This window comes from Kyrpidia tusciae DSM 2912 (assembly GCF_000092905.1).
Taxonomy (GTDB): Bacteria; Bacillota; Bacilli; order Kyrpidiales; family Kyrpidiaceae; genus Kyrpidia; species Kyrpidia tusciae.
In genome coordinates this window covers 2374165-2392135 of sequence record NC_014098.1, presented here as the reverse complement: position 1 = coordinate 2392135, position 17971 = coordinate 2374165, and the positions used below count along the sequence as shown (strand labels likewise).

19 protein-coding genes and 2 tRNA genes are annotated in these 17971 nt (G+C 57.8%); 14 read left to right on the top strand and 7 right to left on the bottom strand.

Translation table 11 applies throughout. From position 1 onward, the window contains the following. The first annotated feature begins 18 nt into the window (after positions 1 to 18). A complete protein-coding gene (locus BTUS_RS11895) occupies positions 19 to 1146 on the top strand; it encodes a citrate synthase (RefSeq protein WP_013076317.1) in 1128 nt (375 codons plus the stop codon). 91 nt (positions 1147 to 1237) lie between these two features. On the opposite strand, the gene BTUS_RS11890 is transcribed toward BTUS_RS11895, so the two are convergent. After that, entirely contained in the window at positions 1238 to 1453 is a 216-nt protein-coding gene (locus BTUS_RS11890; RefSeq protein WP_013076316.1) for an alpha/beta-type small acid-soluble spore protein, read from the bottom strand. A 204-nt stretch (positions 1454 to 1657) separates the two neighbouring features. Here BTUS_RS11890 and BTUS_RS11885 point away from each other — a divergent pair, with 204 nt between their 5' ends. Beyond that, a complete protein-coding gene (locus tag BTUS_RS11885; RefSeq protein WP_013076315.1) occupies positions 1658 to 2212 on the top strand; it encodes a phage holin, LL-H family in 555 nt (184 codons plus the stop codon). Positions 2213 to 2247: 35 nt separating this feature from the next. Here the strand turns inward: BTUS_RS11885 and BTUS_RS11880 are convergent, their stop codons facing one another. Both BTUS_RS11880 and BTUS_RS11875 read right to left on the bottom strand, forming a co-directional pair. Continuing rightward, complete coding sequence (locus BTUS_RS11880) at positions 2248 to 2667, bottom strand: CBS domain-containing protein (RefSeq protein ID WP_013076314.1); 420 nt, start codon at positions 2665 to 2667, stop codon at positions 2248 to 2250. Beyond that, the gene (locus BTUS_RS11875) at positions 2664 to 2999 is read right to left on the bottom strand and encodes a hypothetical protein (RefSeq protein WP_013076313.1); all 336 of its coding nucleotides are present in this window, start codon (positions 2997 to 2999) and stop codon (positions 2664 to 2666) included. Before BTUS_RS11875 ends, BTUS_RS11880 begins: the two co-directional genes overlap by 4 nt. A gap of 174 nt (positions 3000 to 3173) precedes the next feature. On the opposite strand from BTUS_RS11875, the gene BTUS_RS11870 reads away from it, so the two are divergent. After that, positions 3174 to 4829 carry a putative polysaccharide biosynthesis protein gene (locus BTUS_RS11870; protein ID WP_013076312.1) on the top strand — a complete coding sequence of 552 codons (1656 nt, stop codon included), beginning with the start codon at positions 3174 to 3176 and terminating at the stop codon, positions 4827 to 4829. Between the two features lie 45 nt (positions 4830 to 4874). Continuing rightward, entirely contained in the window at positions 4875 to 5123 is a 249-nt protein-coding gene (locus tag BTUS_RS11865) for a DUF3905 domain-containing protein (protein WP_013076311.1), read from the top strand. A gap of 49 nt (positions 5124 to 5172) precedes the next feature. Here BTUS_RS11865 and BTUS_RS11860 read toward each other — a convergent pair whose 3' ends face one another. Beyond that, the gene (locus BTUS_RS11860; RefSeq protein WP_013076310.1) at positions 5173 to 6174 is read right to left on the bottom strand and encodes a M23 family metallopeptidase; all 1002 of its coding nucleotides are present in this window, start codon (positions 6172 to 6174) and stop codon (positions 5173 to 5175) included. A gap of 269 nt (positions 6175 to 6443) precedes the next feature. Here BTUS_RS11860 and BTUS_RS11855 point away from each other — a divergent pair, with 269 nt between their 5' ends. The 3 genes from BTUS_RS11855 to BTUS_RS11845 all read left to right on the top strand — a co-directional run bounded on the left by BTUS_RS11855 (position 6444) and on the right by BTUS_RS11845 (position 8455). Next, positions 6444 to 7067, top strand: a complete 624-nt coding sequence (locus BTUS_RS11855) for a DUF47 domain-containing protein (protein ID WP_013076309.1) — start codon at positions 6444 to 6446, stop codon at positions 7065 to 7067. Then, entirely contained in the window at positions 7060 to 8073 is a 1014-nt protein-coding gene (locus tag BTUS_RS11850; RefSeq protein WP_013076308.1) for an inorganic phosphate transporter, read from the top strand. Before BTUS_RS11855 ends, BTUS_RS11850 begins: the two co-directional genes overlap by 8 nt. A 61-nt stretch (positions 8074 to 8134) precedes the next feature. Next, on the top strand, positions 8135 to 8455 hold the full coding sequence (locus tag BTUS_RS11845; RefSeq protein WP_041304236.1) for a hypothetical protein: 321 nt from the start codon (positions 8135 to 8137) through the stop codon (positions 8453 to 8455). 27 nt (positions 8456 to 8482) lie between these two features. On the opposite strand, the gene BTUS_RS11840 is transcribed toward BTUS_RS11845, so the two are convergent. Next, a complete protein-coding gene (locus BTUS_RS11840) occupies positions 8483 to 9328 on the bottom strand; it encodes a zinc metalloprotease HtpX (RefSeq protein WP_013076306.1) in 846 nt (281 codons plus the stop codon). A 10-nt stretch (positions 9329 to 9338) separates the two neighbouring features. Then, positions 9339 to 9797 (bottom strand): MerR family transcriptional regulator, encoded by a 459-nt coding sequence (locus BTUS_RS11835; RefSeq protein WP_013076305.1) that lies wholly within the window; start codon positions 9795 to 9797, stop codon positions 9339 to 9341. Between the two features lie 199 nt (positions 9798 to 9996). Here BTUS_RS11835 and BTUS_RS11830 point away from each other — a divergent pair, with 199 nt between their 5' ends. The 6 genes from BTUS_RS11830 to BTUS_RS11805 all read left to right on the top strand — a co-directional run bounded on the left by BTUS_RS11830 (position 9997) and on the right by BTUS_RS11805 (position 14042). After that, the gene (locus BTUS_RS11830) at positions 9997 to 11499 is read left to right on the top strand and encodes an FAD-dependent thymidylate synthase (protein ID WP_013076304.1); all 1503 of its coding nucleotides are present in this window, start codon (positions 9997 to 9999) and stop codon (positions 11497 to 11499) included. 28 nt (positions 11500 to 11527) lie between these two features. Further along, positions 11528 to 12292, top strand: a complete 765-nt coding sequence (locus BTUS_RS11825) for an enoyl-CoA hydratase/isomerase family protein (protein ID WP_013076303.1) — start codon at positions 11528 to 11530, stop codon at positions 12290 to 12292. 258 nt (positions 12293 to 12550) lie between these two features. Then, positions 12551 to 12937 (top strand): adenosylmethionine decarboxylase, encoded by a 387-nt coding sequence (gene speD, locus BTUS_RS11820; RefSeq protein ID WP_013076302.1) that lies wholly within the window; start codon positions 12551 to 12553, stop codon positions 12935 to 12937. A gap of 244 nt (positions 12938 to 13181) precedes the next feature. Beyond that, positions 13182 to 13256, top strand: a tRNA-Ala gene (locus tag BTUS_RS11815). A gap of 7 nt (positions 13257 to 13263) precedes the next feature. After that, positions 13264 to 13338, top strand: a tRNA-Val gene (locus BTUS_RS11810). Between the two features lie 110 nt (positions 13339 to 13448). Further along, the gene (locus BTUS_RS11805; protein ID WP_245543307.1) at positions 13449 to 14042 is read left to right on the top strand and encodes a Uma2 family endonuclease; all 594 of its coding nucleotides are present in this window, start codon (positions 13449 to 13451) and stop codon (positions 14040 to 14042) included. A gap of 156 nt (positions 14043 to 14198) precedes the next feature. Here BTUS_RS11805 and BTUS_RS16965 read toward each other — a convergent pair whose 3' ends face one another. After that, positions 14199 to 15272, bottom strand: a complete 1074-nt coding sequence (locus tag BTUS_RS16965; RefSeq protein WP_013076300.1) for a C40 family peptidase — start codon at positions 15270 to 15272, stop codon at positions 14199 to 14201. A gap of 539 nt (positions 15273 to 15811) precedes the next feature. On the opposite strand from BTUS_RS16965, the gene BTUS_RS11795 reads away from it, so the two are divergent. Continuing rightward, complete coding sequence (locus BTUS_RS11795; RefSeq protein WP_013076299.1) at positions 15812 to 17938, top strand: indolepyruvate ferredoxin oxidoreductase subunit alpha; 2127 nt, start codon at positions 15812 to 15814, stop codon at positions 17936 to 17938. The last annotated feature ends 33 nt before the right edge of the window (positions 17939 to 17971 follow it).

Sequence of the window (17971 nt, the reverse complement as noted above, 5' to 3'; positions counted from 1 at the left end):
TCGCTGGAGGAAGACGGCATGGGAGAACAAACGTTTCGCGAAGGCCTCGAAGACGTGGTTGTGGCCGAATCGCAGATCTGCTTTATTGATGGGAAAAAAGGTCGCTTGATCTATCGCGGATACGATATTCACGATTTGGCGACCCATTCCACCTTTGAGGAAGTCGTGTTTCTGTTGTGGCATGGTCGATTGCCGAAAAAGAGTGAGCTGGATGATCTCAAGGCCCAGTTGCACCGACATCAGTCATTGCCTGAGCCAGTGGCTAAGGCCATGAGCAGCTTTCCGCAGTCGGCGTCCCCCATGGAGGTGTTGCGGACCACCGTCTCCTTGTTATCGACGTATGACGCCGAGGCGGGAGAAACGTCCCGGGAAGCGAATCTGCGAAAAGCGGCCCGGCTGGTGGCACAGTTGCCGACCATTGTCGCGGCCTGGGAGCAGCTCCGTCATGGCCGGGATCCGGTCGCCCCCCGGGATGACCTATCGATCGCGGGGAATTTTTTGTATATGCTATTTGGTCAAGAACCGAGTCCCGTCCATCGGCGGGTGTTTGATACGGCCCTGATCCTTCACGCGGACCACGAACTGAATGCCTCCACCTTCTCTGCCCGGGTCACAGCCGCAACCCTCTCCGACCTGTATTCGGCCATCACCTCGGCCATCGGTACTCTAAAGGGCCCCCTTCATGGAGGGGCCAATGAACAGGTGATGAAGATGCTTCTGGACATCGGGGAGGTCGACCGGGCGGAATCTTGGGTGAAACAGGCTCTGGCCGAAAAGAAAAAGATCATGGGTTTCGGTCACCGCGTCTACCGAACGGAGGATCCGCGGGCGACCCATTTGCGCAAAATGTCCGAGCAGATGGGAAAAGAGGCCGGGGATCTAAAATGGTACCAGATTTCTCAAGCGGTGGAACGGGTGGTGCGGGAAGAGAAGGGTTTGTACCCAAATGTCGATTTTTATTCTGCTTCTACGTATTATTCCATGGGGATCTCCGTGGATTTATTCACGCCGATCTTTGCAGTGAGCCGAATTGCCGGGTGGACGGCCCACGTGCTGGAGCAGTACGACCACAACCGGCTCATTCGCCCCCGGGCGGAATATGTCGGGCCTCAGGACCTGACTTACGTGCCCTTGGATCAGCGTTAAAACTCGGGGTCTCGATGCCACGAGGAGCCCCAGATGAAAACCCCCCACAGCGCCTGGTGGGGGGTTTTTGTGACCGATAGAAGACCGTCCGTTATTGCCGGCCGGCGAGTTGCTGCTCAGCCAAGGCAACGAGTTTTCGCGTGATGTTTCCTCCGATGGCACCGGTATCCCGGGTCGTCATCGTTCCCCAATACCCGTCTTGGGGGGTCGCGATCCCCAACTCGGAAGCCACTTCATACTTCAGCTGGTCCAGAGCCCGGGTCGCCGCCTGGACGACCAGGACATTTCGTTTCTGTCCTTGAGCCATCTCGTTCACCTCCTTTGGTGGTGTGATCTTATTGTTCCCGGGCTGTACGGGCCTAGCCTAACACTTTCTTCCTCTCCTACAAAACTTGTTTGCGCCACGGCGTGGAAGATGCACATCAAAAGTGGAGATCGCTTCTCACCATCGCACCCCGGGGAGGTGTCATCGCATAGGGTGGGAAAAAGGAACAGGAAGGAGGGACCGCCGATGGACCCGTGGTGGGTACCTCTGGCCAATCAGCTGGTGTTGTTCGTGTTGCAGTTTTTGGCGGCTCTGGGTTTGGCCTTGCTTCACTTGGCCGGGCGGAAGGTGGCCGATTATCTTCGGATGCACGCGACGAAGGCGCAGAGGGATTTGCTGGCTTGTCTGGCCACCGAGGCCTTTTCCTTTGCTGAAACCGTGTATAGGGACTCCGACGGTCCGGCTAAACTGGAACAAGCTATGGGATATCTCAGCCAGCGTCTGCGCCAGCACGGGGTGACGGTTACCCCCGAGGAAATGCGGGCTGCCGTGGAACAAGCCTGGCTTCAGGACCGCCGCAACCACGGTCCCGGGACCCTGCAACCGCGTCCCGAGACGGTGCCGGCAAGGGACGTGCCGGGAGGAAGCGGGAATGGATCTCCGACCCCCCCGGGAAACTGCGGGTCGGTGAATCCCGTGCCGGGTTGGGCCATGGCTTATGATCCCCCCGGCGGACAGGCCGGACCGCCCGGGCTCAAGCTAAGAAACTCTGTCAACAAAGGAGGACAGGGGCTCGTGTGAGTCCCTGCCCTCGGGGTTGGGCCATGAACGTGTGGTTAATGCACGCCCTGGGAAATTCCGCTCAGCGCTTCTCCGGCCTCGTCCTGGTGAATCGCCGTGACCGCCAAGTCCCCGATGGCCACCATGCCCACCAGTTTGCCCTGGTCCACCACGGGCAGCCGGCGGATTTGATGCTGTGACATCAGGTCGGAGGCTTGATGTGCATCCATATCCGGGGTTCCGGTGATGGGGTTGGCGGTCATGCAGTCTTTCACCGCCGTGGTGGCGGGATCTTTTCCCGCAGCGATACATTTTAAGACGATGTCTCGGTCTGTGCAGATACCCACCAGTTTATCTTTGTCCACCACAGGCACCGACCCTACGTTGATGTCGTTCATCACCCGGGCGGCGTCCTTACAGGTGGAAGCCGGGGATACGTAGGACACTTGGGTGGTCATCAGGTCTTTTAGCTTCATGGATTCATCCCCCTCCCGCCTTTAATATGTCCTCCCCACCCGGCAAAATTGCATGCCGCTAAGCCCGCGAGGGCGATGGCCGCCTCCCAGGGAAGGGTGCGGCCGGCGGGGTCGAACCATGTGGCGGTTCCGGGCCACCAGAGGGCGACCACCGGATGCACCAAGAAGAAAATGCTCATGATCAATACGTACCATACCGCGGCGGCATCCCCGAAACGACAGGTGGCCATCCCCGCAATACCCATGACGATCAAAGGGACATTCCGCAGGTAGAGGCCTGCGCCAAAGCACAACCAGGCGAGCAGTCTCCCGCCGAAAACCGGACCTGGCAATCGCCACGCCTCCCTTCCATCGACTGTCGTCCTATTTCTATACGGAGGAGACTAGACGCAGACCGAGGAGCAGAGGCTGACAGGTCTCTCCAGGTCTCCTCCTTGTCTGGATCGACAAAACACGTTAGAGTAGGGGCAGCGACGTGATGCGGGTGAAGCTCGAGGGAAAGGGCGATGGAGGGTTTGAAGGAAAAACGCACTGCGGCTCAGCACTTTGTCCACGGCACCTTGTTCCTGAGTGCGGCCGTATTCTTTTGTAAATTGCTCGGGCTCATTTATATCGTACCTTTGCAGCACCTGATTGCCGATCGGGGTGTTGGGATCTATAACGCCGCTTACCCGATTTACAATATTTTTCTTCAGATCTCCACCGCCGGCTTGCCCTTGGCCATTTCGAAATTCGTCTCCGAGTACAATGCGAAAGGCGATTACCGCACGAGTGAGCGCCTCTACCGGGCCTTGCTGGTCATGATGTGGTTCAGCGGCCTGCTGTTCGCCGTGATCCAATATTTTGGTGCCCCGGCCTATGTGCGATATTTTGCCGGGGATAACAAAGATGTGATCCCCGCCGTTCAGGCCATGGCTCCGGCTCTGCTCGTATTCCCAGTAATAGCTATTATGAGGGGATATTTTCAAGGATGGCAAATGGTAGAACCAACCGGGTACTCCCAGGTGGTGGAGCAGATCGTGCGGGTGGTGACGGTTCTCGGTGTCGCTTATGCGATGACCCAGTGGGGGGCCCCGGTGGAACAGATTGCCGCCATGAGTACCCTTGGGGCCTTCACCGGCGGGTTGGCGGCCTTGTGGTGGTTGGTGGGGACCTCTCGCAAGCACCGGCCCGGCGTACGGGCGTTGCTCCGGAAAAGCATGGTTTCCACCGCCGTGCCCATGGGACGGCTTCTCGCCCGGGTGGTGGTTTACGCCATACCGATCAGCTTGGGAGCGCTGGTGGTTCCGCTGTTCAATCAAGCGGATGTCTCCACCGTCACGATGTCTCTGGTTCACCAAGTGGGCCTTTCTCAAGATGAGGCGATGGCCCAATTCGGCATTTTGAGCGGGCGGGCGCAGAAAATCATCGCCATTCCCGCCACGTTTGCCACGACGGTGGCGCTGACGATCATCCCGCTTGTATCCGAGGCGTATGCAGTAAGAAATTATGCGGGGGTTCAGAAGTTCGCCGCTTTATCTTTGCGCGCCTCGATTCTCATCGCTTTGCCCGCCGGGGTGGGACTGGCCCTTTTGGCGGGTCCGACCAACATCGTGTTGTTTGGGAACGATGCCGGCACCGCCGCCATTGCCATTCTGGCCCTTTCCACCGTTTTCAGCACCCTCGAATCGGTTTCCTCAAGTGTCTTACAAGGGATGGGGATGACCGTCCGCCCGGTGGTGAATCTCTTTATCGGCTTGGTTCTTAAAGTGGTGCTAAACCTGTGGTGGGTTCCTTTGTGGGGCATCGGAGGTGCTGCGGCGGCGTCGGTGGTCTCGTATTGGGTCGCTGCCGAATTGAATCTTTACCAGATGAAACGGTTGACTTCCCTGCGCCTATCCCCCATTGCCCTCTGGGGGAAGCCGGCGTTGGCAACGGCGGGCATGGTGGTTGCCGTCCAACTGTGGCAGTGGGTTTTCGGTGGATGGATGGGGGCTGATCACTCTCGATGGGCGTTGGCCTTGGAACTAGGCGGCGCAGTGATGATCGGCGCCGGGGCGTTTGCGGTGTCGGCCGTTCTTCTCGGGGCGGTGGCGCCAAAGGAAGTCGAGTCCTTGCCCCGGGTCGGGCCTGCGGTGGCGCGGCTGCTCCGTACGGTGGGACCGCGGGGGGTTCAACGTTAAGGAGTCGAGGAATCGGGCACAGTAATATCGGGAGGTGGCGTCAAAATGAATGAACGCACGCCCGCCGGGCAAGAGGCCGAACAGGATGCCAGGTGGCGGGAGACACCCTTGGATTACTGGAGTATCCACGTCGACCCCGCAGCCTTGTCGGGGCAGCAGTGGATCGACAATCCACGAGACCCCGGCTCGCAAAGAGAAGAGAACCAGGAAATCCGGGAGGATACAGAGCGGAGGCTTCAGAGAGGGGAACTGTTCATGCATCCCGTCCGGGACGTCACCTACCGAAACGAGTAAAACCCCAAAACGGGGGTCGATTCCCCCGTTTTTTTTTGCCCAGGCTCCTTTATCTTTTTGTCTGTTTTCGTTCCTCCCGCTCCCACTGAACCAGGTTGGGATAGGGATTCACCGGCCATTCTTCGCTCCCCGCGTCGACGTACATGCCGTAATGAAGATGGGGAGGGAATTTTCCCGATGTGCCTTTTCGACCGTATCCCGAGCTTCCCACATACCCGATGACCTGTCCGGGTTTGACGATTTGACCGATGGATAGTCCTTTTGCGTATCCCGACAGATGGGCAAAATAATGGTAAGTGTTGTCGATATCCCGAATGCCGATTCTCCATCCCCCGTAGGGATTCCACCCTTTTGTTTCCACATATCCCCACACGGTGCTGCGGACCGGAGTGCCGTAGGGTGCAAAGAGGTCGGTCCCCACGTGGATCCGGCGTCCTCCCCACCCTCGGGCCTGTCCCCAAGTATTGCGATACGTATATGAGCTACGCAACGGGAGGGGAAAGGCGTGGCGGGACATTTCCGCAGGGGTGTGGGTGGCGAATAAGGATGAAAACAGCGTGATCCGTTCCACAATGACACTGTCCTCGTACCATTGCCAGAGGCTGCGCCGAATTTCCGGGGCGGTGGTCACTCCGTTTCGGGATAGCCAGTCCAGGACCGCGCAGGTGCGGTCCCGGGCACTCCGGATATCGCATCGCCCGTCCCCATCCCCATCTCGTCCCACGCCTTCAAACACGAAAATGGAAGGCGCGTCCTCAAGCCCCGGGTTACCGAGACCGAGCCACAGCGGCCGATCCGGGCCGTTGAGCTGAGTGGATTTACCGCTATGAATATGGCTCTCATAGGCCCACACCGCTTGCACCCAGGCTTTCGGCACCCGGTAGGCCCTGGACCACTGTTCGACAGGCGCTTCCCGGACGACGGCCGGGCTTTGTCGGGTGGCCACCGGACCTCCCACCTCCGCCTCAGCCGTGGCGACTCCAGCGGTAGGGCGAACACTCGATAGAGACATCAGCAGGGTGCAGACCATGAGGAGTCGGCGCCTGGCCATCAGAACATCCCGCCCTTCGCATCAGTACTCGTCATTCCGCGTCAACTCCCCGATGAGCTGTTCGGGCGCACGAAAAACGTCCTCCTCTCCGGTTTGGTTGCCCGGGGCAGTGCTGGTCTTTTGTAGTATGGTTCACAACGGTAAAGAATGTGTTAGGGAACTTTTGTCTTTCCCTTGCCCGGCAAAAGGTGTCCTCGGTACAATGAAAGAGGAATCGATCAACCGTTCGGTTAGCGAAGGGTGGACGTTGACAGGGGGACTCTGCGATCATGTTACATCTCGGGCCGCGGAACGATGTTTTTTTTGACCTTCTCGAAAAAGAAGTGGCGAATCTGCACGAAGGGGCGCGGCAGTTACTCAGTTTAGTGAACGATTACACCGATCCCCAAACGAAGGTGGATCACCTGCTAGAAATTGAACATCGAGGAGATGACATAACCCGGGAGATCATCGAACGACTCAATAAGACTTTCATCACGCCCATCGAACGAGAAGACATTTCGGGCCTTGCTTTTACCATTGATGACGTTCTGGACATGGTTGCCGGGGTGGGGGACCGCATGCTTTTGTATGAAGTCGGCCACCCGACTCCTGAGGTGGTGGAGATGTGCAAAGATATGGAGCGGGCGACGGGGGCCCTGGTCAAACTGATACACGAGATGCGAAGGCTGTCTTTTGAGCCGGTTCGTTCTTTATGCGAGGAAGTGAAACGATGGGAGATGGATGCGGACCAGCTGTATCGGCGATCGGTGGCAAAGCTGTTAAACGAACCGGGATATGATCCGATTTATGTAATTAAATGGAAAGAGATTTATGAGAAACTTGAAGATGGTATGGATTTTTGCGAAGATGTCTCGAATTTGGTCGAAGGAGTCATTTTAAAGAATGCCTAGCGCCGACATTGCTTTGGTCGCCGTGGTGGTCAGCCTCGCTCTTATTTTCGACTTTATCAATGGATTTCACGACACGGCGAACGCTGTGGCGGCATCGATTTCGACCCGGGCCCTAAGGCCCCGGATCGCGGTGGCCGTGGCCGGGCTGATGAACCTGCTGGGGGCGCTCATGTTCACGGGAGTGGCTCAGACTGTCGGCAAAGAAATCGCCAATCCCTTTGTTCTGAAAGACGGCCTTTGGATCATCGCGTCCGCGATGATTGCCGGCATTGCCTGGAATCTCGCCACGTGGTACTATGGCCTCCCCAGCAGTTCTTCCCACGCCCTCATCGGTTCTGTCGCAGGGGCGGTGCTTTCTTCTCACGGCCTGGATGCCCTGCACTGGTCCGGTTTTCTGCGGATTATCCAATGGCTGATCCTGTCGCCCGTCCTGGCCTTGATTTTCGGTTTCGCCGGGATGACCAGTCTGTTGTGGGTGGTGCGAAACGTGGCACCGTCCCGGGTGACCCGGGGTTTCCGACGAGTTCAAGTTCTTTCCGCAGCGTTTCAGGCGTTCATGCACGGGACCAATGATGCGCAAAAAACCATGGGTGTTATCACCTTCGCGTTAATCTCCGCCTGCTACCTCCAAACGGCGGAGATTCCCTTGTGGGTGAAGCTGGCTGCCGCCACATCCATGGCCCTGGGCACGTCGGTAGGAGGGTGGCGCATCATTCGAACGGTGGGGCGTGGTATTATGAAGATGCAGCCGATTAATGGCTTTGCCTCCGATTTAACCTCATCCCTGGTCTTGTTGTGGGCGACGATTGCGAAACAGCCGGTCAGCACCACCCATGTTATCGCTTCGGCCGTGATGGGCGTGGGAGCGGCCAAGGGGGTTGCCAAGGTGAAATGGGGTGTCGCCGGGAGGATCGTGTCCGCCTGGGTGGTCACTTTGCCGGTCAGTGCCCTTCTGGCCGCATTGGTGTATCAAATCCTGGCATTACTCATCTACATCCCCCGTTAGTCGGGACGGGTGTTTGTGAACCTGTGGACCAGACCGGGATTGAAATGGAGAGGGGATGGTCATGATCGTCACGGTGGTCGGGCGGGCCAAAGAGAATGCCTTTGTGTATACTGACGTCGAGAATGATGCACAGCTGACGGTGGCCCGATTGTCGGTGGAGCCCTTCCTGTTCGACGGGTACCGGGTGGAGGAGGTATTGTTGATCCTTTCTGAAGGCGAATCGGTGCAAAGGGACAGATGGTATCAAGTATCCGGCCGAATCGCCCGGCGGCGCCTCGTCACTCGGTCGGGGAAACAGCCCCGACTGCCCATCTGGGAGGTCCGGGTTTCGAGTCTCCAGTCTCTGAACGAAACAGAGAAACGCCCCCACTCCGACGGCTGACCGGATGGGGGCGTCTTGGATAACGCCTCAGAGGTGCATCGCTCGCAGGCGTCGCACCCTCTCCTCGATGGGGGGATGGGTGCTGAATAAGCCGGCAATGGTCGAGCCCTTCAAGGGGTTGACGATGTACATGTGAGCGGTGGACGGGTTGACGAACGACGGAATCTGTTGAGCGGCGGCCTCCAATTTCAAAAGGGCCGAAGCCAAGCCGTCAGGCGTTCCGGCGATCCTCGCCCCGGTGGCATCTGCCTTGAACTCCCGGGCCCTCGAGATCGCCAGTTGAATCAACGTGGCCGCGATGGGAGCCAGGATCGCCATAAACAGCCCGCCGAGGAGCCCTGGTCCCTCCTCGTCGTCCTGCCGGCTAAAACCGCCAAAGATCGCCCCCCACTGAATGGCGTCGGCGATCCAGGTGATGGCACCGGCCAACATGGCCGCCATGCTGCTGATGAGAATGTCGCGGTTGCGCACATGGGCCAGTTCGTGAGCCAGGACGCCCTCCAGTTCGTGGGGCGTTAGGAGTCTCAGGATCCCTTCGGTGACAGCCACAGCGGCGTGTTGCGGGTTGCGTCCGGTGGCAAAGGCGTTGGGCTGGGGCGACGGGGTGATGTACACCCGAGGCATCGGCAACCCGGCCCGATCCGCCAGCCGTCGAATCATGGCGTGGAGCTGGGGGGCTTCCGATTCGGGCAGCTCCCGCGCCCCGGACATGCGCAGGGCGATGGAATCACTGAAGAAGTAGCCAACAAAATTCATGGCCACAGCCAGCAGCAAGAATATCAGCGCCCCGGACGGTCCCCCCACCCATCGACCCAACAGGACCAGCAAGACCGTCAGTACACCCATCAAAAGCCATGTTTTCAGTGAATTCATCCGCGGCACCTCACAGGTTTAGCCATTGAGAATCGTAGATAAACAGCAAAAGCGCCTGAGCCAGGGACAGCCCTTGCGCCAATGCGCGTTGAACTGTCGTTCGCTGAAACGAATCGGACAATCGAGTGGCGCATTGGCGAAGTTCGGGACGGAGCTCAGACAGTTCGGTTTCGAGCTGCTTCATCAACTCCTGTAACTTTTCCATTCGGTGTACCGTGTCGGAGGGAGGAGTTTGACGGTCCATGGCATCGAGCCGGTTGCGAATCTCCTCCAAGGTATACTTCCGCTTTTTCAACTCCTGGATGTATAGGAGGCGCTTGAGCGCGTCTTCCCCGTACAGCCGGTAGTTGCCCTCGGTTCGCTCCTCGGGAGTCACCAACCCCATGCGGGTATAAAAATCTACCGTTCTCCGGCTGACCCTCGCCGCTTTCGCCAACTCTCCAATGCGATAGAGACCGTCCGATTGCATCGAGTCCCTCCTTTCGAAGGTTGATTTTTGATAAGCCACCTTCCAATCTTATTGTACGAAAAGATAACCGTACAGTCAAACGTAACGCAAGCCGTTTCGCCCCGGCGGTCCCAAGCGAAAGGGGGACCGGCCCCCGCGTTTCTGTTAAAATAAAGTCGCGCCGGTATGGGCGAATATCACGAGAGAGGGTCGAACCTGAATGAATTCCCTCCTTACATATGTATCGAATCTGGATCGTCGGGTATTCACCATCGACAATTTGCCGGAGGAAGTCATTGCGGTCGTTTTTGCCTATGTCAGCCGCAGTCCGAAGGGGTTTCGGGAGAATTTGGCCAAGCTTCTGGAGGAAGGGCAGTTACAAGGGGGGCGGGCTGTTTCCGGGGATGCCGGGGCGGAACGGGCGCAGAAAATCGCTGGAGATTTTCACGAGCGCTGGGTCATCGGATATGGGCATTCCAGTGTCGCCGAACATGCTGTCGTCCATGTTGGTATTGAGGGGATCAGTCGGCTGGCCTCGGCGGAATTGGAGTTGGGATCGCGATTTAATAGCTTTACCGAGTACAGCCAGCGATATCAGCGCCCTCGCCGGGGGGATGTCTACTTTCCTCCTGAATTACAGCGCGATCCGGAGTCCCTGAGCCTGTACAAAGGCCTGCAGGACCGAGCCTTTGACGTTTACGAAGCGTTGTACGAAGGCTTGCTGGGGGAGTTTGCCCGGCGGGTTCCCCGGCGGGACGGTGAGTCGGAACGGTCCCATCGGATTCGAATTGAGAAGGCCGCTTTTGAGGACGCCAGGTATGCGCTCACCCTGGCGACTTTGACGAATTTGGGTCTCACTGGGAACGGACGGGCAGTTCGAGATGCCATCGTTCATCTTTTGTCCGGTCCCTACACCGAATGCCGGGATTTGGCGGTGGAGCTCACTCAGGAGGTGGCGGGGCGATTGCCGACGCTGTTGCGGCACATTTCACCCAGTGACTATCTTCGCGGTTTGGCGCGGACGTGGGCAGCCGGGACGCATGGGCAGGACAGCGGTGGAGCGAGAAGTGGCCCCGAAGTCGAGTGGTTATCGCTGCCGGACTATCGGGAATCGCTGGTGGCCCTCGTGACGGGGTTGTGGCTGGCACATGGGGGATACGATTTCGAAGAAGCCCGCCGCCGGGCCGAAGGGATGGACCCGGAAGATTTAGAGGACATGATTCGGTCGTCATGGGAAAATTTAACGGTTCATGACCATCCTCATGGGGCGTTTAAAACAGTGGTGTACCGGATTCTTCTCCGGGTGTCCGAAGCGAATTGGCACCAACTGCTTCGACACAATCGCGGGGCGGATTTTACCTACGGAGTCCCGGGGGGTGCGGGCGGGTGGGTCATCCCCCCTCGGGTGGAAGAAGCGGGTTTGGCGGGATTATTGACCGATTTTCTGGCCTACAGTGACGAGGTGCGGGAGAAGATCCGGGGACTCTGTCCCGAAGCCGTTCCTTACTGCGTCACGAATGCCCACCGGCGGGAAGTGATCATGACCGTTAATTTGTGGGAACTGTACCATTTGATTAACCTGCGTACTTCCCCGGAGGCGCAATGGGACATTCGGCAAGCCTTCGAGATGATCGATCGAGAGTTGCGGGATCGTCACCCGGCGTTGATCGGGGGTGCCCGCCGCCGGAGCCGGGTGGAGGCAGGGACCGGGGTCGGGCGATGAGCGGGCAGGGCTTGAAAGGATGAGGTGGATGGAAGGGATTCGATTAGAACGCAGGGGGCCGGCGGCGATCATTACTGTGGATCGGCCCGGGGTGCGCAACGCCATTGATGAGTCGACGGCAGAGGCGTTGGCCGAGGCGATCAGGGAGTGCCGGCAGGATCCGGCGGTACGGGGAATCGTCATTACCGGTGCGGGGGATCGGGCGTTTATTTCGGGTGGGGACGTCAAGCAATATTTGGGGAAGGGTGGAGGACGGGCGGCGATCTACGCCGTCATGTCCAGAATGCGCTACGTGTTGGAGCAGATCTATTTTTGCCCGAAACCGGTGGTGGCGGCGGCCCGGGGGGCGGTACGGGGCGGCGGCGCCGAGGTGCTTGCAGCCTGCCACTGGCGGCTTGGCACACCGGACGTGTCCGTGGGCTTTGTTCAGGTGACTCTGGGGATTGTACCGGGGTGGGGAGGAGGCTCGATTTTAGTGCGGCGACTGGGGGAAGCCCGGGCGTTGCCGGTATTGTTGGACGGGGAAGTCTACAATGGAGAGGAGGCCGTGGAGCGCGGACTGCTGGATGAGCTGGTGCCCGGGGATGAACTGCTGGAAAGGGCGGTGCGCCAGATTGAGCGGTGGGCCCGGTGGGATGCCGCGGCTGTGGCGGGCCTCCTTTCCATCGTGCGGTCCTCGGGGAGTCTGGAACAAGCGATGGACTTCGAATCGAAAATGTGTTCATCGCTGTGGGGCCGGGAGGCCCATCTCGAAGCCATGCGCCCATTTTTGTCGAAACGGGGCAAAAAATGAGGAATAGGACAGAATTTCAAGTTGCAAAGCCGGGAGGAAAGCCTTATACTATCTTGCGTATACTTGCCGAAGAGGTGAGGAATTCATAGGAACCAGCATCCACTTAAAGGGTTAGGACCTCATGCCGGGGCGAGTTTTCCTGTTGGATTCGCCCGGTTCGCGCGTGTCTGCGTGATGGACTAACTTTCCCCCGTGGTGGATGGCGTAGGTCCCGCATGCCTGGGAGGGCATGAGATCAGCTTTAAAGGGGGATTCAACATGGACACGATGGGTCGTCATGTGATTGCTGAGCTGTGGGGCTGCGATCGGGAGAAGTTGAACGACCTGATGGGAATCGAACGGATCATGGTAAGGGCGGCTCTAGAAGCCGGGGCAGAGATTCGAGAAGTGGCTTTTCACAAGTTTGCGCCGCAGGGCGTCAGCGGCGTGGTGATTATCTCCGAATCGCACCTGACGATTCACAGTTTTCCCGAACACGGGTATGCGAGTATCGATGTATATACGTGCGGGAATCGCATTGACCCCAACGTGGCCTGCGACTACATCACGCGGGCGCTGGGCGCCGAAACGCGGGAGTCGCTGGAGGTACCACGCGGCTTGGGACCGGTGCGCGTGGCGGAACAACGCATAGAAGCGGTGGGTTGAAAGCTGAAGGTTTTTGGCGTTTTAAGCTGAGTGAGGCGGCCCGACGGGACGAGGTCACCTGGTGGTCGGCGGGCGTCAATTGGGAAGCGACGAAGGAAAGTTCCGGGCGGTCGAATCGCACCGCCCGTTTCCGTTCAAAACCCCTTGCAAGGATTTGTGGGATGACGTATAATAGCAACTGTCCGCCGCGAAGGCGCAAAGGCGGCAAGTGAGAAGGGCAGCCGTCCACCGGGCGGAGAGATGTGGGACCGTAGCTCAATGGGAGAGCACTGCGCTGGCAGCGCAGGGGTTGAGGGTTCGAATCCCTTCGGTTCCACCATTTTGTTGGGCGGTTAGCTCAGCGGGAGAGCACCTGCCTTACAAGCAGGGGGTCGGCGGTTCGATCCCGTCACCGCCCACCACGCAATGACGGTCTAACGGGGACGGTCGGGTAGTGTCGATCGTCCGTTTCTTTTATCGCCTGGTCTTATCGGGGGTCGCGCGGTTTCCCGAATTTGGAGCTGGCGAAAGGGTGAGTCGATTGAGTTCATCGGTACACCAACCGGATCGCAGGTACAATTACGAAGATTATTTAAATTGGCTAGATGATAAGCGTTGGGAGCTCATCGATGGCGTACCCTACGATATGTCTCCGTCCCCGTCCCGGAGGCATCAGTTCATTCTGGGTCAACTGGCGGCGGAGTTCACTTCGTACCTCCGGGGCAAACCTTGTGAAGCCTTTGTCGCACCTTTTGACGTGAGACTCTTTGCAGAAACAAAAGGGGACGATGAGATCTTTGACGTTGTTCAGCCCGATCTCAGTGTCATTTGTGATACGGCGAAACTAGATGAACGGGGATGCGCCGGAAGTCCGGATTTAATCGTGGAAATCCTTTCACCGTCCACGGGCAAGAAGGATCGATGGATCAAGTACAAGCTTTATGAGCGGGCGGGCGTCAAAGAGTATTGGATTGTGGAACCCGTGAACAGTACCGTAGAGGTCTTCCGTTTGAACCTGGATGGACGTTTCGAGTTGGATGCCGTTTACGGCCAGGGCGATCGACTGCGTGTCGGTTTGTTTGAGGATTTGGTCATTGATTTGGATGTGGTTTTTGCAGGAGAGTAAATAGGACGGAACAGGGTTGTTTACCCCTGACGACTATCGCCTAGATGCTATAGCGCTAACGAAATGATTGCCCCTTGAATGAAAAAGGATGCCCGGACGGCCGAGAGCTGTCCGGGCATCCTTTGGTAAAGTTGAGCTTCGTTTTTTCCGTGCTGTTCAGCGCACCCGCCCGAATCCGTACAGATGGTCGCGCCAATATCCCGACGTAATCGAGCGAACGCCCACTCCCGCATTGTCCGCGCTCAGCATTTGGCCGTTGCCGAGGTAAATCCCGACGTGGGTGACGGTGTCGGACGCGTCGTAGGTCCCGGTGAAAAACACCAAGTCCCCGGGCTGGGCCTGGCCCTCTCCGATGTGTTGGGTGGCGTTGTACTGCCCTTGGGCTGTTCTCGGCAAACCGATGCCCGATTGCCCATACACCCACTGAACGAGGCCGGAACAATCGAAGCTGGTCTGGGGGCTTGCTCCTCCAAAGACGTAAGAGTTTCCTATGTATGCCATCGCGGCTTGGGGGATGGACGTCAATCCCCGGGCGGAAAGGCTCGGCGCTGCTGCTCCCCCGCTCCACGAAGCCCGACCCGGACCGACCATGGCATAGACTGCCCCGGGGGCCGATTGCTGGGAGAGTTGCCGCTGTACTTGTCCGAGTTGATTCTCGCGACGTTGTTTCTCAGCTACAAGTTTCCGCAAGGCGTCCGACAAGTTCATGAGGGCCAACTGTTGCTGTTGCTTTTGGCTTTCGAGGTCTCTTTTCAGAGCTTGAACCTCGTCCAGCTTCTTTTTGGTCTCGTCGAAAATCTGCCGATTCTGCATGGCGATCCTCGAGAGTGCGTACATCCGGTCGACAAAATCGCTGAAACTGGTGGATGAGAGAAGTACCTCCAGGTAGCTGACCGTGCCGTCCTCGTACATGGCCCGTAGCCTCTTGTTCAGCAAGTCTTGCTGAACCTGGAGCTGCTTCTCTGCGGCGGTCAATTCCTGCGCAGTATCCGCAATCCGGGCGTCCAAATTCACCAACTGGTCTTGTAAGCTCGCAATCTGTCTTTGTGTATCGTTCGCTTGGCCTTGCAGCTGCTGGATCTGTGTCTGCAAGGTATGGGATTGATTGGTTAAGTCCCGAAGTCCGGCGGGTGGTTGGTAAGGGGTAATCCACTCCGCTTGGGCCGCAGGCAGTGCGATGCCGGTGAATAAACACCCTGCGACGATTGCCGTAAGCATACGTCGGCGCAACGAGTCTCCTCCTCTCGGCTTAACTAAATCAACCGGTTCGCTCCGGCGCAAAACGCAAAACCGCTGGTATTAATTCGACGCGGGTCGTCATAATTCCTGCCGATTTGTCGAATGACACGGATTTTTGCTATTTGGTTTCCCTTACTCCCTCTGTCACACGCACATCCCTTTGCCCATATCGTCAAAAGGCGGGATGGGCGTCAATGAACACTGTAAGCCTTTGCATGTCGTGAAGAACGAAAAGCGAACCCTTATCGATGAGGTGGATCGGGCGGATGAGGGTTCGAGGCCCTTTTATTGGAATTTCTCGCCGATTATCGGATTACGCTACCAGAGTGGGGCACGGTGGCCGCCGGGGAGCTCCCTGTGGTTTTTCTCACATACGACCAGATCGCGATTCATATATGAATCCAGACGTTTGATGAAATCTGAAGCGCCCGGTATAGTGAAATGCAGAAAACAGTGCTTTACAGTGAATTTATCGAGAAATTACAATGTTACGTTCGGTTGATCGCTGAAAGAAGGAGGTGCACCAGCGCGTGCATGCGTATACAGAATCCGATATTGCCCAACTTCAGTTTGGGGAAGGTCAAGTGCTGTACGGCGACGGGGCGCTCGTCGTACTCAAGTCCTTGCTCCAATCCGGGATCAGCTATTTTGGCGGTTATCCGGGGGCTCCGACGGCGAACCTGATCGATGCGGTGGCAGACGCTTATGAGCCGGTCCTCAAACCGATGGGTGTCTACGTGGAATCGTCGGCCAACGAGATGTCGGCCGGCGCCATGATGACAGCCTCCGCTTTTGCGGAGATCCGAGGGGCTGTGACGTGGAAGGTTCTCGGGAACAGCGTGGCTTCGGATGTACTGGATCACATTGCGGCCATCGGCGTCAAGGACGGGGCGATGATTATCGTCGGGGAAGATTATGGGGTCGCCAGCACCAGCGTGGCCATGCGAAGCCTGCCATGGGCCATGAAATCCGGCATGCCTGTGATCGATCCCCGAGGGGATTTGCAGATCCTGAGCGACATGGTCATGCAGGGCATGGAAATGTCAAAAATCTCTGGATTGCCCGTTGTTTTTCTCCTGCGTCCTCAACTCTCACATACCCACGGCTTTATCCGGACCAAGGGCAACCGCCGGGCCGTCTTCAATGTCAAGGATAAAATTGCCCGGGTGGCGAAAGACCCGAGCAAGACCCCGCTTCCGCCCAATACGCAACAGCACGAACGCAGCAAGTACCAAGAACGGTTGCCCAAAGCGGAGAAATTTCTGCTTGAACATCGGTTGAACGAACGATTTGGCTCTCCGAAGGCGAAGATCGGTTTGATTACCCACGGCTTTACGTGCAACACGGTGATGAGGATTTTGAGCGCGTTCGGGTTGGCGAATGAGGACGGTTGGGTGGACGAACGCCTCGACATTCTTCAGTTAAATGTAATTTTCCCTCTCTCTGAAAGGCAGGTCCTCGAGTTTTTCGAGGGGAAAGAAATCGTTCTGCTGGTGGAAGAGGGGAAACCCAATCTCCTTGAACAGAGCATTCGCTCCATCCTGCACCGTTCCCGGGTCCCGGTGGCGTTCCACGGCCAGGATATCGTGCCCGATGTGGGGGAATTGACACCGGACCGACTTTTACCGGCTCTGGCTCAGTTTCTGGAGCGGGCGCTGCCGGAATTGGGCGAAACGGTGCAGCGAGAAACCGCCCTCCGGCTGCAGAGGAAGGAAATGGCGGAGAAGATGCTGGAGCCGGTCACGCCCCGCGTTCCGACATTTTGCGTCGGCTGTCCAGAGAGACCCGTGTTTAGTCAGATGAAGATCATGGAGGAATTGTCGGGGGAGGTCGACTTCCATGCGGGCGATGTGGGTTGTTACGGAATGGCGGGATTGGCGCCTTTCTGGATGGCGGACTCCAATATCGGCATGGGGGCGGGATTGGCTGCCGCGGCGGCATTGTCCGAGATGACAGACCAGAAAGTGGTATCCGTGATCGGCGACGGGACTCTATGGCACAGCGGGCTGAACAGTTCAGTGGTCAACGCGCTCTACAACAATCAGAATGCCACCTACGTGGTGTTGGACAATGGATGGACGGCGATGACCGGACACCATGAGAACCCGACCACCGGGCAGACGCTCACCGGAGAGAAAACCCGGGTGCGGATGAAGATCGAAGAGGCCTTGCGGGGGCTTGGCATTCGCAAAGTGGAGAAGGAGAATCCCTACGATTATCGAAAATTCACCAAAAAACTAAAACGGTTGCGCGAGGATCCGGAGGGAGGGCTGCGGGTCCTCATCTCGGAAGCGGAATGCCAATTGGAGAGGCAGCGCCGAATTCGGCCGAAGCGACAGAAGGACATCGCGGCGGGCAAGCGCGTGGTCGTGGAACGGCTGGGCGTGGACGACGAGGTTTGTGTGGGGGATCATGCGTGTATTCGCTTCAATGGATGTCCTTCCTTGACACTGGGTGAATCGCCGAATCGGTTGCGGGAGTCCAAGATTGCGACCATCGACCATCAGTGTGTGGGCTGTGGCGTATGCGGAGAAGTGGCCCAGGCCGCTTGGTTGTGCCCCTCTTTTTACAAAGTCAGCGTTGTGATCAACACCCCGTGGTACGAGCGGATCGTCGAAAAGATCTCCGGCATGTTCGTCCGGGCCAAGGCCGGATGAAAAAGGAGGCCGGGGGCTCAATCGAAGCAAACG

What these genes read in the sequence shown, in the direction of transcription:
- BTUS_RS11895 (WP_013076317.1), top strand. Translation starts at nt 19, where the DNA reads ATGGGAGAACAAACGTTTCGCGAAGGCCTCGAAGACGTGGTTGTGGCC.
- BTUS_RS11890 (WP_013076316.1), bottom strand. Translation starts at nt 1,453, where the DNA reads ATGGCTCAAGGACAGAAACGAAATGTCCTGGTCGTCCAGGCGGCGACC.
- BTUS_RS11885 (WP_013076315.1), top strand. Translation starts at nt 1,658, where the DNA reads ATGGACCCGTGGTGGGTACCTCTGGCCAATCAGCTGGTGTTGTTCGTG.
- BTUS_RS11880 (WP_013076314.1), bottom strand. Translation starts at nt 2,667, where the DNA reads ATGAAGCTAAAAGACCTGATGACCACCCAAGTGTCCTACGTATCCCCG.
- BTUS_RS11870 (WP_013076312.1), top strand. Translation starts at nt 3,174, where the DNA reads ATGGAGGGTTTGAAGGAAAAACGCACTGCGGCTCAGCACTTTGTCCAC.
- BTUS_RS11865 (WP_013076311.1), top strand. Translation starts at nt 4,875, where the DNA reads ATGAATGAACGCACGCCCGCCGGGCAAGAGGCCGAACAGGATGCCAGG.
- BTUS_RS11860 (WP_013076310.1), bottom strand. Translation starts at nt 6,174, where the DNA reads ATGGCCAGGCGCCGACTCCTCATGGTCTGCACCCTGCTGATGTCTCTA.
- BTUS_RS11855 (WP_013076309.1), top strand. Translation starts at nt 6,444, where the DNA reads ATGTTACATCTCGGGCCGCGGAACGATGTTTTTTTTGACCTTCTCGAA.
- BTUS_RS11850 (WP_013076308.1), top strand. Translation starts at nt 7,060, where the DNA reads ATGCCTAGCGCCGACATTGCTTTGGTCGCCGTGGTGGTCAGCCTCGCT.
- BTUS_RS11845 (WP_041304236.1), top strand. Translation starts at nt 8,135, where the DNA reads ATGATCGTCACGGTGGTCGGGCGGGCCAAAGAGAATGCCTTTGTGTAT.
- BTUS_RS11840 (WP_013076306.1), bottom strand. Translation starts at nt 9,328, where the DNA reads ATGAATTCACTGAAAACATGGCTTTTGATGGGTGTACTGACGGTCTTG.
- BTUS_RS11835 (WP_013076305.1), bottom strand. Translation starts at nt 9,797, where the DNA reads ATGCAATCGGACGGTCTCTATCGCATTGGAGAGTTGGCGAAAGCGGCG.
- BTUS_RS11830 (WP_013076304.1), top strand. Translation starts at nt 9,997, where the DNA reads ATGAATTCCCTCCTTACATATGTATCGAATCTGGATCGTCGGGTATTC.
- BTUS_RS11825 (WP_013076303.1), top strand. Translation starts at nt 11,528, where the DNA reads ATGGAAGGGATTCGATTAGAACGCAGGGGGCCGGCGGCGATCATTACT.
- speD (WP_013076302.1), top strand. Translation starts at nt 12,551, where the DNA reads ATGGACACGATGGGTCGTCATGTGATTGCTGAGCTGTGGGGCTGCGAT.